The organism is Allotamlana fucoidanivorans (assembly GCF_006265225.1).
Classification (GTDB): Bacteria; Bacteroidota; Bacteroidia; order Flavobacteriales; family Flavobacteriaceae; genus Allotamlana; species Allotamlana fucoidanivorans.
The window spans coordinates 81,118-94,843 of sequence record NZ_VDCS01000008.1 but is presented as its reverse complement, the minus strand read 5'-3'; the positions used below and the strand labels follow the sequence as shown (position 1 = coordinate 94,843).

Below are 13,726 nucleotides of genomic sequence, written 5' to 3'. Positions count from 1 at the left end.
ATTTATTTAAGACCTAACCAAGTTCCTCCAACAAAAAATGCCGTAATTTTAAAAATCAAGGCATTTTAAATGATTATTTTTAATAGGATTAGAAACTCATTTCCATATCAAAAGCTTCTGCTATTTCTTTATACACAATTTTACCTTTTACAATGTTTAATCCTTTTGCCAAAGGTGCGTTATTTTCGCAAGCTCTTTCCCAGCCTTCATTGGCTAATTTAATCACATAAGGCAAGGTTACATTAGTTAAAGCCATAGTAGAGGTATAGGGTACAGCTCCAGGCATATTCGCCACAGAATAATGCACTACTTCATCAATAATATAAGTTGGATCTTGGTGTGTAGTTGGTTTTGTAGTTTCAAAACACCCACCTTGATCAACCGCTACATCAACCATAACAGTACCTGGGCGCATATCTTTTAACATATCTCTTGTGATTAATTTAGGCGCTTTTGCCCCTTTAATTAAAACACCTCCAATAATTAAATCGGCATCCTTTATATGTTTTCTTATATTGTATTCACTTGAAAACTCGCTGATAACATTATTTGGCATAGAATCGCTCACATAGCGTAATGCTTTCATGTTAATATCCATAATAATAACCAAAGCCCCAAGACCTGCTGCCATTTTTGCAGCCTGATAACCCACAACACCAGCGCCTAAAATAAGGACTTTGGCAGGAGGTACACCTGGTACACCACCTAGCAAAATACCTCGGCCTTTGATGGGTTTCTCTAAATATTTTGCGCCTTGCTGAATAGACATTCTTCCTGCTACTTCAGACATTGGAATTAATAAAGGTAAAGTTCCATCAGCGTCTTCAACAGTTTCATACGCAATACAAATAGCTTTGCTGTCAATCATGGCATTTGTTAACACCTCACTTGATGCAAAATGAAAATAGGTAAACACCACTTGATCTTTCTTAATCAATTTGTATTCTGGTTCAATAGGTTCTTTTACCTTTACAATCATTTCGGCGATATCATAAACAGCTTCAATGGTATCTAAAATAGTGGCACCAGCTTTGATATAATCTTCATCTAAAAAACCGCTATTAAAACCAGCGTTCTTCTGCACGTATACCTCGTGGTCTCTTTTTGTTAATTCAAATACTCCAGAGGGGGTCATACCAACTCTGTTCTCGTTGTTTTTAATTTCGATGGGAACACCAATTTTCATAAGCGTAATATTTTTAGAGTTATTTTATAAAAACAGTTGCAAATTTAAACTAAATGATTGAAAAGTAATTGTTAAATTATACATTAACCAAAAATAAACATAACATATTTTAATATTTATTAAGAATCAATCAAAACACAGCAATGTATAGCACATGTGCAACTATCAAGTATGACCTATTCTGAGCCCTAAACCCCTATTAAAAAAACGTTAATTTTAAGGTTTTTTATAGGTAAGCTTGAAGTATAACAATAAAAATGAAGAAATGAGGGTAATGCTATTGGCAAAAATCATAGAAGGACTATCTATTAATACCCCGTAAATAAGCCAGCATACAATACCTATAAAGAAGATAACTAGCATAGGTAAGGATAAACTTGAAGCATCTTTTGTTTTCCAAGTTTTGTAGACTTGAGGTAAAAAAGCTGCGGTGGTTAAAACCGCAGCTAAAAACCCTATAAATTCTTTATAATTATCCAACGATATTTACAATTTTACCAGGTACTACAATGACTTTTTTGGGTGTACGCCCTTGTAACTGATCCTGCGTTTTTTCATGTGCCAATACCGCTTTTTCAATATCCTCCTTACTCATATCTAACGGCAACTCAAGGGTAAAACGCATTTTACCGTTGAATGAAATAGGGTAATTTTTACTGCTCTCTACCAAATGACTTTCATCAAAAACAGGGAATGCTACCGTAGCAATAGACTCTTTATGCCCTAATTGTTGCCACAATTCTTCTGCAATATGTGGCGCATAAGGGGAAATTAATACTAAAAGTGGTTCTAAAACAGCTTTTGAAACACACTTTTGAGCCGTTAACTCATTCACCGCAATCATGAAGGTAGACACCGACGTATTAAACGAGAAATTCTCAATATCTTCCTGAACCTTTTTAATGGTTTTATGCAACGTTTTTAAGCTGTCTTTACTGGGTTCGGCATCAGTTACTTTTAATCCGTTTTCGTTGTTGTATAATTTCCAAAGCTTTTTAAGAAATGAGTGCACCCCAGTAATGCCAGCAGTATTCCAAGGTTTGTATTGTTCTAAAGGCCCTAAGAACATTTCATAAAGACGTAATGAATCTGCACCGTAATCTTTTACAATATCATCTGGATTGACCACATTGTATTTTGATTTAGACATTTTTTCAACGTCTCTACCCACTTTATACACGCCATCTTCTAAAACAAATTCAGCATCTTTAAACTCTTCGCGCCAGTTTTTAAAGGCTTCAATATCTAACTCATCGGATGCATTCACAAAAGAAACATCGGCGTGAATTGGTTGGACTTTTAGATTACCTACTAATCCTTTAGAAACAAATTTATTTTTTCCTTCAACCCGATACACAAAAGCACTCGTTCCAAGTATCATCCCTTGGTTAATGAGTTTTTTAGCATATTCATCGGTTGGCACTAAGCCTTTATCAAATAGGAATTTTTGCCAAAAACGCGAGTACAATAAATGCCCCGTGGCATGTTCGCTTCCTCCAATGTACAAATCAACATCCTGCCAATAGTCTAGAGCCTCTTTACTGGCAAAAGCCTCTGTGTTATTCGCATCCATGTAACGATTAAAATACCAGGAACTTCCTGCCCAACCTGGCATGGTATTAAGTTCTAATGGAAATACGGTTTCATGATTTATTAAATCATTTGAAACCACTTGATTCTGCTCAGTATCCCAGGCCCAAACGGTGGCATTCCCTAATGGCGGTTCACCTGTTTCGGTTGGTAAATATTTTTCTACTTCCGGTAATTGAATAGGTAAATGTGCTACATCAATCATTTGTGGCATTCCATTAACGTAATATACTGGGAAGGGTTCTCCCCAATACCGTTGACGTGAAAATACCGCATCTCGTAACCTATAATTGGTTTTTCCTTTCCCTTGACCCAATTGCTCTAATTCATAAATAGCACGCTTGGTGGCTTTTTTATAGTTTAATCCGTTTAAGAAATCACTGTTTGCAATAATAGTTTTGTCTTTATCAGCAAACGCTTCTTCAGAAATATCAATGCCTTCAAAAATGTTTGGAATAGGAATATTGAAATGCCTTGCAAAATCATAATCACGTTGATCGCCACATGGCACTGACATCACGGCACCTGTTCCGTAACCTGCCAAAACATAATCACCAATCCAAATAGGAATAGGTGCTTTGGTAAACGGGTGCTCGGCATAAGCGCCAGTAAATGCCCCCGAAATGGTTTTTACATCGGCCATTCTATCCCGCTCGCTTCGCTTCGCTGTGGCTTCAATATACGCTTCAACCTCTGCTTTCTGTTCTTCGGTAGTGATTTTAGGCACTAACTCATGCTCAGGTGCTAAGGTCATAAAACTCACCCCAAAAATAGTATCAGGACGGGTAGTAAACACTTCTATTTGATGCGATGTCTCGACTTTGCTCGACATGACATTAAAAGTCACAGCTGCACCAACGGACTTTCCAATCCAGTTACGCTGACTTTCCTTTAAAGAATCAGTCCAATCTATGCGCTCTAAACCTTGTAGCAAACGTTCGGCATAAGCCGAAATACGCATACTCCATTGGGTCATTTTCTTTCTTATAACAGGATGGCCACCACGTTCTGATACGCCATTTACAATTTCATCATTAGCTAAAACGGTTCCTAAAGCTGGACACCAATTTACTTCGGTTTCAGCCAAATAGGTTAAACGGTATTGTAATAAAATGTCTTGTTGCTTTACACTATCAAAACCCTTCCAATCGTCTGCCGCAAACATTTCAACCTCATCATCACATACGGCGTTAACATTTGCATTCCCTTCAGTTTCAAATCGTTTTATTAATTCTGAAATAGCTTCAGCTTTATCTGTATCTTTATTGTACCATGAGTTAAACAGTTGAATAAAAACCCATTGTGTCCACTTATAATATTGAGGATCTGAAGTACGCACCTCTCGTGACCAATCAAAAGAAAAGCCTATTTGATCGAGCTGACGGCGATAGGTTTTAATATTCTCAGCCGTGGTAATAGCAGGATGCTGCCCTGTTTGAATAGCATATTGTTCCGCAGGCAAACCAAAACTATCATAGCCCTGTGGATGTAACACATTAAACCCCTGATGACGTTTGTAACGCGCATAAATATCAGAAGCAATATACCCGAGTGGATGTCCCACATGTAACCCTGCTCCACTTGGATACGGAAACATATCTAACACATAATATTTAGGTTTCTCTGATTTGTTTTCTGCTTTAAACGTTTGATTTTCTGCCCAATAGTTTTGCCACTTGGCTTCAATTTCATTGAAATTGTACTTCATTTTGATCCTTTTTAAGAAGTTGCAAATTTACGTTTTAATTAGAAATACCCGAGATTAAACCATAAAAAATGCCTTTCCTAAAACATTGTAAAATAATACCTTTACTTTTGAAGCCATTTAACCAACACCTACTTTAAAACCTTATAACCCCTTTGACTAAAGGCCACATCATAAAAGCGCACCTAGCCTTGTTTGGCACACATGCCATCTATGCTGCCAATCACTTTATTGCCAAGGGGATTATGCCCAATAAACTGAGTCCGACTCCTTTTGTGTTTTTTCGTGTTTTAGGTGCTGCTATTTTGTTTTGGTTCATTAAAGCCTTTATTAAAGAAAAGGTTGAAACAAAAGATTTCCTCAGATTGGGACTTTGTGGTCTTTTTGGGGCTTCATGTAATCAGCTATTTTTCTTTCATGGGCTGAGTTTAACTTCTCCCGTTGACACCGCTATCATCATGACATCAGCACCAGCGGTTGTTTTTATTTTAAGCATGATTCTGCTTAAAGAGAAAGCCACAAAAAATAAGATTGTGGGGTTAAGCATTGGAGCCGTAGGCGCCCTTGGTTTAGTATGGTACGGCCAAACAGCCGAAGGCACCAGTAGCTTTTTAGGCAATCTCTTTATTTTTATTAATGTGCTGTTTTACTCATTATACCAAGTTACCGTAAAACCACTCATGAAAAAGTATCATTTCATCACCATTATTAGCTGGGTATTTTTGTTTGGTTTGCTGTTTTTAATGCCTTTGGGGTTAAAAGATGTTTTATATGCTACAAACTATTCTCTTTTTAACACCAATACGTATCTTGTTATTGCTTACGTTATTATTTTCACCACCTTCTTAGCCTTTCTTTTTAATATTTATGCGCTTCGTCAGGTGTCGCCATCAGTGGCTGGTAGCTATTCATATGTGCAACCTGCTTTAAGTTTTGCTATTGTTCTTGTCTTATCCTTGGTATTTCACAATAATCGCTACAATGAAGACCTCAACATCATTAAATTCATTTGCTGCTTTTTTGTCATTATAGGCGTGTATTTAATTAGCAAAAAACCTAAATTACGCTAGGGTTACAACAATTTTGATTTGTTTTAGTTAATGATAAACATAGATTAACCATACTTTCTTATTTTTACAGCATTAATCCGAAACACTCTATGAGCTCATCATTTGAAAAGCATCAAAAGCGTCGACTTATTTCTTCTTATTTTTCTGTTGTTTTAAGTATAGCCTTAGTATTGTTTTTATTAGGATTGTTGGGCATGCTTATTCTTAATGCTAAAAAGGTTTCAGATCATTTTAAAGAACAGGTTGTACTCACAATTTATCTGAAGGATTCTGCTAAAGAGGTTGAAACAAAACAGCTAGAGAAAAGTTTGGCTATGGCCGATTATGTTAAATCTACCGAATACGTTTCAAAAGAAAAAGCAGCCGAATTTATGAAAGCTGAAAACGGTGAAGATTTTATGGATTTTGTAGGGTACAATCCGCTTCAAAATTCTATTGACGTGCATTTAAAAGCCGATTTTGTAACGTCTGAACATCTTGAAAAAATTTCAACCGAAGCCTTACATAAAGATTTTGTAGAAGAAGTGACTTATGATAATGACTTAGTCAATCTTATGAACGATAATGTGAAAAAAATAAGTTTTTGGGTGTTAGTCATTAGCAGCATTTTTACTTTAATTGCGGTATTGTTAATTAATAGTTCTATTAGACTGGCAGTATACTCAAAACGCTTTACCATAAAAACCATGCAAATGGTAGGCGCCACGAAGCAGTTTATTAGACGTCCTTTTATATGGAAAAGCATTCGTCTTGGTATGATAGGGGCCTTTTTAGCCCTAATAGGCATGGCCATTGTGTTGTATTATTTGAATAAAACCTTTACTGAATTAGAGCTATTAAGCAATCCTGTTTTAGTAAGTTTACTCTTTGTCATTATTTTTGGACTAGGTATTGTAATCACTTGGATTAGCACTCATTTTGCCACACAACGTTTTCTTAATTTAAGAACAGACGAGTTATATTATTAATTTAGAAACCAGAAATTAGTGTTCTATTAACACCATAATTTTAAATAAATCTTTTATTTTGCAACGCATAAGTCTTTAGAAATTAACCATGGGAGAAAAAAAGCGTAAAGAGGTAGCCAAACCCGCATTTGTATTTGACAAGAAAAACTACAAGTTTATGTTTATCGGGCTTGCTGTCATTGCCTTAGGCTTTATTTTGATGGCGGGTGGCGGTAGTGACGACCCAAATGTGTTTAATCCTGAAATTTTTAGTTGGAGACGTATTCGATTAGCACCAACATTAGTTTTAATTGGTTTGGGAATTCAAATTTATGCCATTCTTCTAAATCCGAATAAGAAGTAATTCATCATATATTCTCTAAAAAATTTGCCGCTATTTTCTTTAGATATTTTGCACCATTATGCATAGCGTCATCTTTACAACTCGCGTAATTATCAACGGCATCAACATAATCAATCCCAAAGGTTTGAATAGCCTGCTTATCTAATGTTACAGCACCACAAAACGCGGCTACTTTAACGTTCTGGGCTTTTGCAGAACGCAGTACACCTTCAATGGTTTTTCCCGACAAGGTTTGTTCATCCAGCTTGCCTTCGCCTGTAATAACCCAATCGGCTCCGTGTAACTCACTATCAAAATTAGCCAAATCTTTAATCAACTGAACACCCGACTTTAAATTTCCATTTAAAAACACCTTTGAAGCAATCCCCATACCTCCAGCGGCTCCCGCCCCTTTAACCAACTGAGGTTCTACTTGAAACACAGCTTGCAATATTTTAGAAAAATCTCTTAAACCCAGATCTAACATTTCAATATCGGTTGCCGAAGCTCCTTTTTGGGCAGCATAAACATAAGCTGCACCATTTTCGCCATAAAGCGGATTGGTAACGTCGCAAGCTATTTCAAAATTCACATTGAATAATTTAGGGGTCACTTGGGCTACATCAATAGCTTTAATTTTTGAAAGATTTGCGCCTATCGGGCGCACTGTTTTATTCTCTTCGTCTAAAAACTGATACCCTAAAGCAGTAGCCATTCCAATACCACAGTCGTTTGTAGCACTTCCGCCTATCCCCAAAATAATATTTGTAGCCCCCCGATTTATAGCATCCACTATCATTTCACCTGTACCTAAAGTTGTGGCATTTTTGCAATCAAGTTCTTGAGGGTCTAAAAGTTTAACGCCCGAAGCTTCGGCCATTTCAATAAAAGCTGTTTCGGTTGATTCAGAAAACAAATAACTAGCCTTAACGGGTTGAAAAAACGGATTATTCACCTCTAATGAAATTAGCTCGCCTTGCAAATAATAATTGGCCACTTCAATGGTACCATCACCACCATCGGCTAGGGGAAATGAAAATACGTCAAGATTTTGGTTTAAACGTTTCATTTCGCACTGTACAATTCGACAAAAATCGATCGCTGTCATGGAGTGTTTAAACTTGTCAGGTGCTATTACTATTTTCATTATACATTATCTGTATCTTAAAAATACGATTTTATTACTGAGGGCCCAGCTTATTATATAAGTATTTTAATACTTTTGCGCCATGGAAATTATAGACGCAATTGTTTTGGGTATCATTCAAGGCTTAACAGAATTCTTACCCGTTTCGTCCAGTGGGCACTTAGAATTAGGCAAAGCCATTTTAGGCGATCATTCTGTACCAGAAGAAAGCTTATTATTTACAGTAGTACTTCACTTTGCTACCGCACTAAGCACCATAGTAGTTTTTAGAAAAGACATTTTAGAGCTCATTAAAGGAGCTTTAAAATTTGAATGGAATGATGATTTACAGTTCATTGCCAAAATAGCCATATCTATGATACCTGCCGTAATAGTTGGTCTTTTTTTTGAAGAGCAGCTTGAACAACTTTTTGGGGGTAATATTGTTCTGGTTGGGTTTATGCTGATTATTACAGCGGCATTGTTATATCTAGCGGATAAAGCGAAAGATACAAGCAAGAAAGTATCCTTTAAAAACGCCTTTGTCATTGGTATATCACAAGCTGTTGCTATGCTTCCTGGTATTTCACGCTCTGGCGCAACCATTTCAACTTCGGTGTTATTGGGCAATGACAAAACCAAAGCTGCTCGATTTTCTTTTTTAATGGTTGTTCCTTTAATTTTTGGAAAAATAGCCAAAGATGTTTTAAGTGGTGATTTGTCATACAACAGTGGAAATTTCACAGCATTATCCATTGGATTTATAGCAGCTTTTATAGCAGGGCTTTTTGCTTGCACATGGATGATTGCTTTGGTTAAAAAAAGTAGGTTGACCTATTTTGCCATATACTGCGCCATAGTTGGCGTTATTGCTATTATTTTTTCGTTTGCCAACTAATATGAAAACAGCTGAAGACTTTCTTTCAGGACAGGTTTTACTCATTGACAAACCTTTAAACTGGACCTCTTTCCAAGTGGTTAACAAATTACGCTGGGAAATACGTCAGGCCTTTAACATAAAAAAAATAAAGGTAGGACATGCTGGCACCCTAGATCCTTTGGCGACTGGCCTTTTGGTTATTTGTACAGGTAAAAAAACCAAGGAGATAAATACCTTTCAAGCGCAAATAAAAGAATATACTGGCACCTTTGCTTTGGGAAGTACAACACCTTCTTACGACTTAGAAACAGAAATCAATGCACACTTTTCAACTACACATATCACTAAAGAATTAATTCAAGAGACTACCAAACAGTTTATTGGTGATATTGAACAATATCCACCCGTATTTTCAGCAATTAAAAAAGATGGAAAACGCTTATATGAATTTGCCAGAGCAGGTGAAACCGTTGAAATAAAACCAAGACATGTACATATTTCAGAATTTGAAATCACAAAAATTGATGATTTGCACGTTGATTTTAGAGTGGTTTGTAGCAAAGGTACTTACATCCGTTCTTTAGCTCATGATTTTGGCAAAGCCCTTAACTCTGGTGCCCATTTATCAGTTTTAAGACGCACAAAAATTGGAGATTTCAATGTGCTGAATGCCCAGACCATAGAAAACTTCATTAAAGCGCTAAAAAACCAAAATATATAATTTTACGTATATTTAGAACACAATTCTATTATAAATTGTACCGATTTGAACCTAACAAATCAACATAGAGCCCTAATCTTAACATGTCTTGTTTCAGGAACTGTAGTGCTTTCTGTATTCAATTTAAGCTTAAAACAAAAGGATGACATTGCATCTGAAAGCTATTATGAATTAGAACCAGAAAAAGAGTTAACTGAAGAAGAATTAAAAGTACTTGAAGCTTTAGAAAACATGAACAAAGCTAAAGCCGAAACCAATAATGCTTTTAATGAAAATCAGGAAACGAAACATTTTGCTCAGGCCTATAAACGTATTGCACCTCCTGAAGATTACGTGCCAAAATCAAGTACAGAAGAAGGATTACAGCAAACTGCTTCAACAAAACAATATGACATTCCTGAAGATTCTAAACTAGATCAAGAAGACCTATCTAAATTCAGTAAGGTTAATGATTTATTGAAAAAGCAAAACGCTGAAAATAATAATGCCAAAAGCTCTATTAGCTTTTCATTATTAAACCGTAATAAAGTTTACATTCCCATACCTGTTTACCTATGTGAGGTGGATGGCAAAATTGTAGTTAACATTAATGTAAATGCCGAAGGAGATGTCACCGATGCTTATTTGAACACCTCATCAACTTCTAAAAATGATTGTTTAATTCAACATGCTTTAGAGTATGCCAAACAATCTCAATTTAGTGCAGATCCTTCAAAAGAAAGCCAGCTAGGGTCTATTACCTTTTATTTTATAGGCAAGCGGTAGATTGCATGTGACCCAATAATTGGGTGATATCATCAATGACATTTTGCCCCTTGTTGTCATTATACCAATACTGCAAATCCTCCTTAAAATCTAACGTTAAAGCACCGTGTTTTGCTTTAAACCGTTTTACATAATTTTCAGCTTCAGAAGGTCTGGGTCCATATGTGGCAATAACATCTCCTGTTTCATCATCAATCATAATTAACTTTGGCACTGCCTTATTACCATCTGTTAAAAAAGCATTCATTAATTCTGGATTCACATCTCGTAAAACGAGTCTGAGTGTAATATTTGCATTTAATTCTGCTACTTTATTTAATGCAGGAATAACATGGGCCGCATCACCACACCAACTTTCTGTAATAACCAACCAAGTTACTTTATGATTAAAATTAGCAATACGCTTTTTGGCAACCTTTGAAACCTCAATGGTTTTATCCCAGCGTTTCATTCTCCTATCATTAAGTTTGGTAAGATTTGCGTATGCTTCTGTCTTTTCAATACCTGTATTAGCATTATCTTCTGCTAATTGCCTAACTAAATCTCTATATGTTTTATAAGACATACTGCGTTCTATGCCTCTTTTAATGATAGCTTCCATAACTAATTTCATAAAATATTTAAAACAAAATTAATCTGCCAGCCTATTTATTAAGATGATTTTTGTCATACTTTAATTGTTTCCAGACAATTAGACGTTATTTTATGAAACTTTTAAGACTATATTAGGGTAAGAAATAAAAAAGCGCCGTATTTAAATGCGGCGCTAATAGTATTATAAACACATGCTTGGTTCAAATTTACAGAGCTCCTTTGCAATGTCTTCAATGATGTTTTGACCTTTGTTTTTATTGTACCAAACTTGAAGTTCTTCTTTAAACTCTGCTGTTAACTTTCCATGAGCGCCCTTGTATGCTTTCACCATTTGCGTAGCTTCACTTGGTCTTGGCCCAAAGGTACTTAACACATCACCCGTTTCATCATCTATGATAAGCAACTTTGGAATGGCTCTAGCCCCATTGGTAAGAAACATATCCATCAATTCAGGATGTTCATCTCGCAATACAATGTGCAACTTAATATTATCATTAAGCGCTGCCAGTTTATTAATTACTGGAACAACATGGGCTGCATCACCACACCAACTTTCGGTAATCAATAACCAGGTCATTTTATGAGGTAAACTTGAAATCATGGCTTTGGTTGCTTCTGAAACTTTTGTGGTTTTATCCCATCGCTTCATACGACGCTGATTTAATTTGGTATATTCTACCAAGGCTTCAGATGAATCAGAACCCGTGGTTCCTTTAATTTCAACTAACCTATTTACTAGTTCCGAATAGGTTTCATAAGACATGCTGTTCTCTAAACTATGCTTTACAACTGGATGTAACATATATATTTTTATTTTAATATTCTATCAAATTGATAATGTTTGTCTGAAAAGAAACTACCTCCTTACTAAACATGCTACAAAGGAACGATGCCTTTATAAAACATCAGGTAACATTTGTTTCATAAAACCATGCTTTCTGACCTGCATTTACAATAGAAATAGTAACTTTATTGTTTAAAACCCTTTAATTAAAAAACAATGACAAAGCACAGATGTGCATGGTGTAAAGGAGATGCACTTTATGAAGCTTATCACGATGAAGAATGGGGTGTTCCTGTATATGATGATGATAAACTCTTTGAATTTTTAATTTTAGAAACATTTCAGGCAGGCTTAAGCTGGATTACTGTTTTGCGCAAGCGCGGCAATTTCAAAAAAGCTTTTGATCATTTTGATTACAAAAAAATAGCCCAATATGATCAAGCTAAAATTAATGCACTATTACAAGACGCTGGTATTATAAGAAACAAACTCAAGGTAAAAGCTACGGTTACTAATGCCCAAGCCTTTATTAAAATTCAAGAAGAATTTGGAAGTTTCAGCACCTATATTTGGGGATTTGTTGAGGGCAAGCCAATAAAGAATGCTTTTAAAAGTGTGAAGGAATTACCCGCTAATACGGCCTTAAGTGATATGATAAGTAAAGATTTAAAAAAGAGAGGATTTAAGTTTGTAGGTACCACGGTTGTTTATGCCCATATGCAAGCTACTGGTATGGTTAATGACCATGAAACCACCTGTTTTAGATATGAAGAAGTTTAGCCTCTTTATTTACATACTTGCCGGTATTATGAGTTTTTCGCAATCAAAAAATGAGCGGGAGGTACGTGTAAAACCTTCAGAATTTCCAGAAGTAACAAGTACCTATTTCAATAACTTTATAAAAGAGTTAAAATATCTAAAGTTTTATAGAGAAACTGATGGTGACAAAGTAAGTTATGAAACCAAATTAAAAACACAAGGCTTTCATTTTAGCATAGAATTTGACACCCTGGGAAAACTTGAAGACATAGAAATAGTGATAAAAGAAAAGCACATTCCTAAAACAATAAAGGCAAAGATTGGAGGTTATTTTGAAACACATTACAACCATGTTAGGTTCATAAAAATTCAAAAACAGTTCGTGAATTCTGGCATGAAACCAGACAAACAGTTTATTCAAATGGTTGTTGAAAACCCAAACAAAATGCCTGATAATTTTGAGATTATCGCCGAAACAAAAAAGAAGAAAGACCGACAACTTAGTGAATTTACCTTCAGAAGCAACGGTCAATTTATAAAGGCAAGACACGTAACCTCATCTTCTTATTCGCATGCGCTTTACTAACATTTTTTTTACTATTTTATTTTTATTCCCCTTTTTTAATCATGCACAAAAAAACTTCTCAACTTTAGGAGAATCTTCTTTGTCTATAAATCATAATGTTTCGCAGAATTATGGTATGAATATCGCATTAAGAAGCAGATACATTTTATACTCAGATTTTGATGTTCAATATTTACAGCAACAAGTTGATTTTTTACATTTTTCATCCTTAAAACTAAGCTACAATCATAGGTTAAGTTTAGGATTTCTTTATAGAAATAGAGATTGGTTTCAAAGAGGTAGTGATGAGTTTAGGTTAACCGAACAATTTAATTATACCAAACAAAAATTGGGGGTTCGATACGGACACCGAATAAGATTTGAGCAGCGTTTTTTCAAAACCTCAACCGTTTACAGACAGCGTTACAGATTTGCGGTTGACTTTCCGTTGAACGGTGAAAAACTAGACATTGGAGAAACTTACTTAATTAGTGCCGTAGAAAGCTTACTTAGTTTAAGCGACTTGTATCAGCCTGAAACAGACCTTAGACTTACCGCTCAAATTGGATGGCAACTCTCTCAAGCGTTAAAATTACAAACTGGACTTGAACATAGACTTGAAGCATTTAATCTTGAAACCTTTAACACGCTTTTTGTATTAACTTCAGCGGTTATTAAAATTTAGGTCACT

The 13,726-nt window shown here is 35.5% G+C and carries 15 protein-coding genes; 9 read left to right on the top strand and 6 right to left on the bottom strand.

The window, feature by feature from the left end; all coding sequences use genetic code 11:
- Window positions 1–88 precede the first annotated feature (88 nt).
- From ald to leuS, 3 genes are all read right to left on the bottom strand, one after another.
- Window positions 89–1,186: an alanine dehydrogenase gene (ald, locus tag FGF67_RS09310; protein WP_139697036.1), complete on the bottom strand. Its 1,098-nt coding sequence runs from the start codon at window positions 1,184–1,186 to the stop codon at window positions 89–91.
- A 216-nt stretch (window positions 1,187–1,402) separates the two neighbouring features.
- Window positions 1,403–1,666, bottom strand: a complete 264-nt coding sequence (locus FGF67_RS09305; RefSeq protein ID WP_139697034.1) for a SemiSWEET family sugar transporter — start codon at window positions 1,664–1,666, stop codon at window positions 1,403–1,405.
- The gene (gene leuS, locus FGF67_RS09300) at window positions 1,659–4,484 is read right to left on the bottom strand and encodes a leucine--tRNA ligase (RefSeq protein WP_139697032.1); all 2,826 of its coding nucleotides are present in this window, start codon (window positions 4,482–4,484) and stop codon (window positions 1,659–1,661) included. The genes FGF67_RS09305 and leuS overlap by 8 nt, the downstream gene beginning before the upstream one ends.
- A gap of 152 nt (window positions 4,485–4,636) precedes the next feature.
- Between leuS and FGF67_RS09295 the strand changes: the two genes are divergently transcribed.
- The 3 genes from FGF67_RS09295 (at window position 4,637) to FGF67_RS09285 (ending at window position 6,862) form a co-directional block, all read left to right on the top strand.
- Window positions 4,637–5,551 carry a DMT family transporter gene (locus tag FGF67_RS09295; RefSeq protein ID WP_139697031.1) on the top strand — a complete coding sequence of 305 codons (915 nt, stop codon included), beginning with the start codon at window positions 4,637–4,639 and terminating at the stop codon, window positions 5,549–5,551.
- Between the two features lie 89 nt (window positions 5,552–5,640).
- The gene (locus FGF67_RS09290; RefSeq protein WP_139697029.1) at window positions 5,641–6,519 is read left to right on the top strand and encodes a cell division protein FtsX; all 879 of its coding nucleotides are present in this window, start codon (window positions 5,641–5,643) and stop codon (window positions 6,517–6,519) included.
- An 88-nt stretch (window positions 6,520–6,607) separates the two neighbouring features.
- A complete protein-coding gene (locus FGF67_RS09285) occupies window positions 6,608–6,862 on the top strand; it encodes a DUF3098 domain-containing protein (protein WP_139697027.1) in 255 nt (84 codons plus the stop codon).
- 4 nt (window positions 6,863–6,866) lie between these two features.
- Here FGF67_RS09285 and FGF67_RS09280 read toward each other — a convergent pair whose 3' ends face one another.
- Window positions 6,867–7,988, bottom strand: coding sequence for a glycerate kinase (locus tag FGF67_RS09280; RefSeq protein WP_139697025.1), 1,122 nt, complete (start codon window positions 7,986–7,988; stop codon window positions 6,867–6,869).
- An 82-nt stretch (window positions 7,989–8,070) separates the two neighbouring features.
- Between FGF67_RS09280 and FGF67_RS09275 the strand changes: the two genes are divergently transcribed.
- From FGF67_RS09275 to FGF67_RS09265, 3 genes are read left to right on the top strand one after another with little or no spacing between them, the layout of a single operon-like run.
- Window positions 8,071–8,865, top strand: coding sequence for an undecaprenyl-diphosphate phosphatase (locus FGF67_RS09275; protein WP_139697023.1), 795 nt, complete (start codon window positions 8,071–8,073; stop codon window positions 8,863–8,865).
- A gap of 1 nt (window position 8,866) precedes the next feature.
- Entirely contained in the window at window positions 8,867–9,568 is a 702-nt protein-coding gene (gene truB, locus FGF67_RS09270; RefSeq protein ID WP_139697021.1) for a tRNA pseudouridine(55) synthase TruB, read from the top strand.
- A gap of 45 nt (window positions 9,569–9,613) precedes the next feature.
- A complete protein-coding gene (locus FGF67_RS09265) occupies window positions 9,614–10,333 on the top strand; it encodes a hypothetical protein (RefSeq protein ID WP_233244049.1) in 720 nt (239 codons plus the stop codon).
- Here the strand turns inward: FGF67_RS09265 and FGF67_RS09260 are convergent.
- Both FGF67_RS09260 and FGF67_RS09255 read right to left on the bottom strand, forming a co-directional pair.
- Window positions 10,317–10,946 carry a thioredoxin family protein gene (locus FGF67_RS09260; RefSeq protein ID WP_233244048.1) on the bottom strand — a complete coding sequence of 210 codons (630 nt, stop codon included), beginning with the start codon at window positions 10,944–10,946 and terminating at the stop codon, window positions 10,317–10,319. The two genes, FGF67_RS09265 and FGF67_RS09260, sit on opposite strands and share 17 nt — an antisense overlap.
- Window positions 10,947–11,108: 162 nt before the next feature.
- The gene (locus FGF67_RS09255; protein ID WP_139697020.1) at window positions 11,109–11,729 is read right to left on the bottom strand and encodes a thioredoxin family protein; all 621 of its coding nucleotides are present in this window, start codon (window positions 11,727–11,729) and stop codon (window positions 11,109–11,111) included.
- Window positions 11,730–11,927: 198 nt separating this feature from the next.
- On the opposite strand from FGF67_RS09255, the gene FGF67_RS09250 reads away from it, so the two are divergent.
- From FGF67_RS09250 to FGF67_RS09240, 3 genes are read left to right on the top strand one after another with little or no spacing between them, the layout of a single operon-like run.
- Window positions 11,928–12,491: a DNA-3-methyladenine glycosylase I gene (locus FGF67_RS09250; protein ID WP_139697018.1), complete on the top strand. Its 564-nt coding sequence runs from the start codon at window positions 11,928–11,930 to the stop codon at window positions 12,489–12,491.
- Window positions 12,478–13,056 carry a hypothetical protein gene (locus FGF67_RS09245; RefSeq protein ID WP_139697016.1) on the top strand — a complete coding sequence of 193 codons (579 nt, stop codon included), beginning with the start codon at window positions 12,478–12,480 and terminating at the stop codon, window positions 13,054–13,056. Before FGF67_RS09250 ends, FGF67_RS09245 begins: the two co-directional genes overlap by 14 nt.
- Window positions 13,043–13,720, top strand: coding sequence for a DUF2490 domain-containing protein (locus FGF67_RS09240; protein WP_139697014.1), 678 nt, complete (start codon window positions 13,043–13,045; stop codon window positions 13,718–13,720). Before FGF67_RS09245 ends, FGF67_RS09240 begins: the two co-directional genes overlap by 14 nt.
- The last annotated feature ends 6 nt before the right edge of the window (window positions 13,721–13,726 follow it).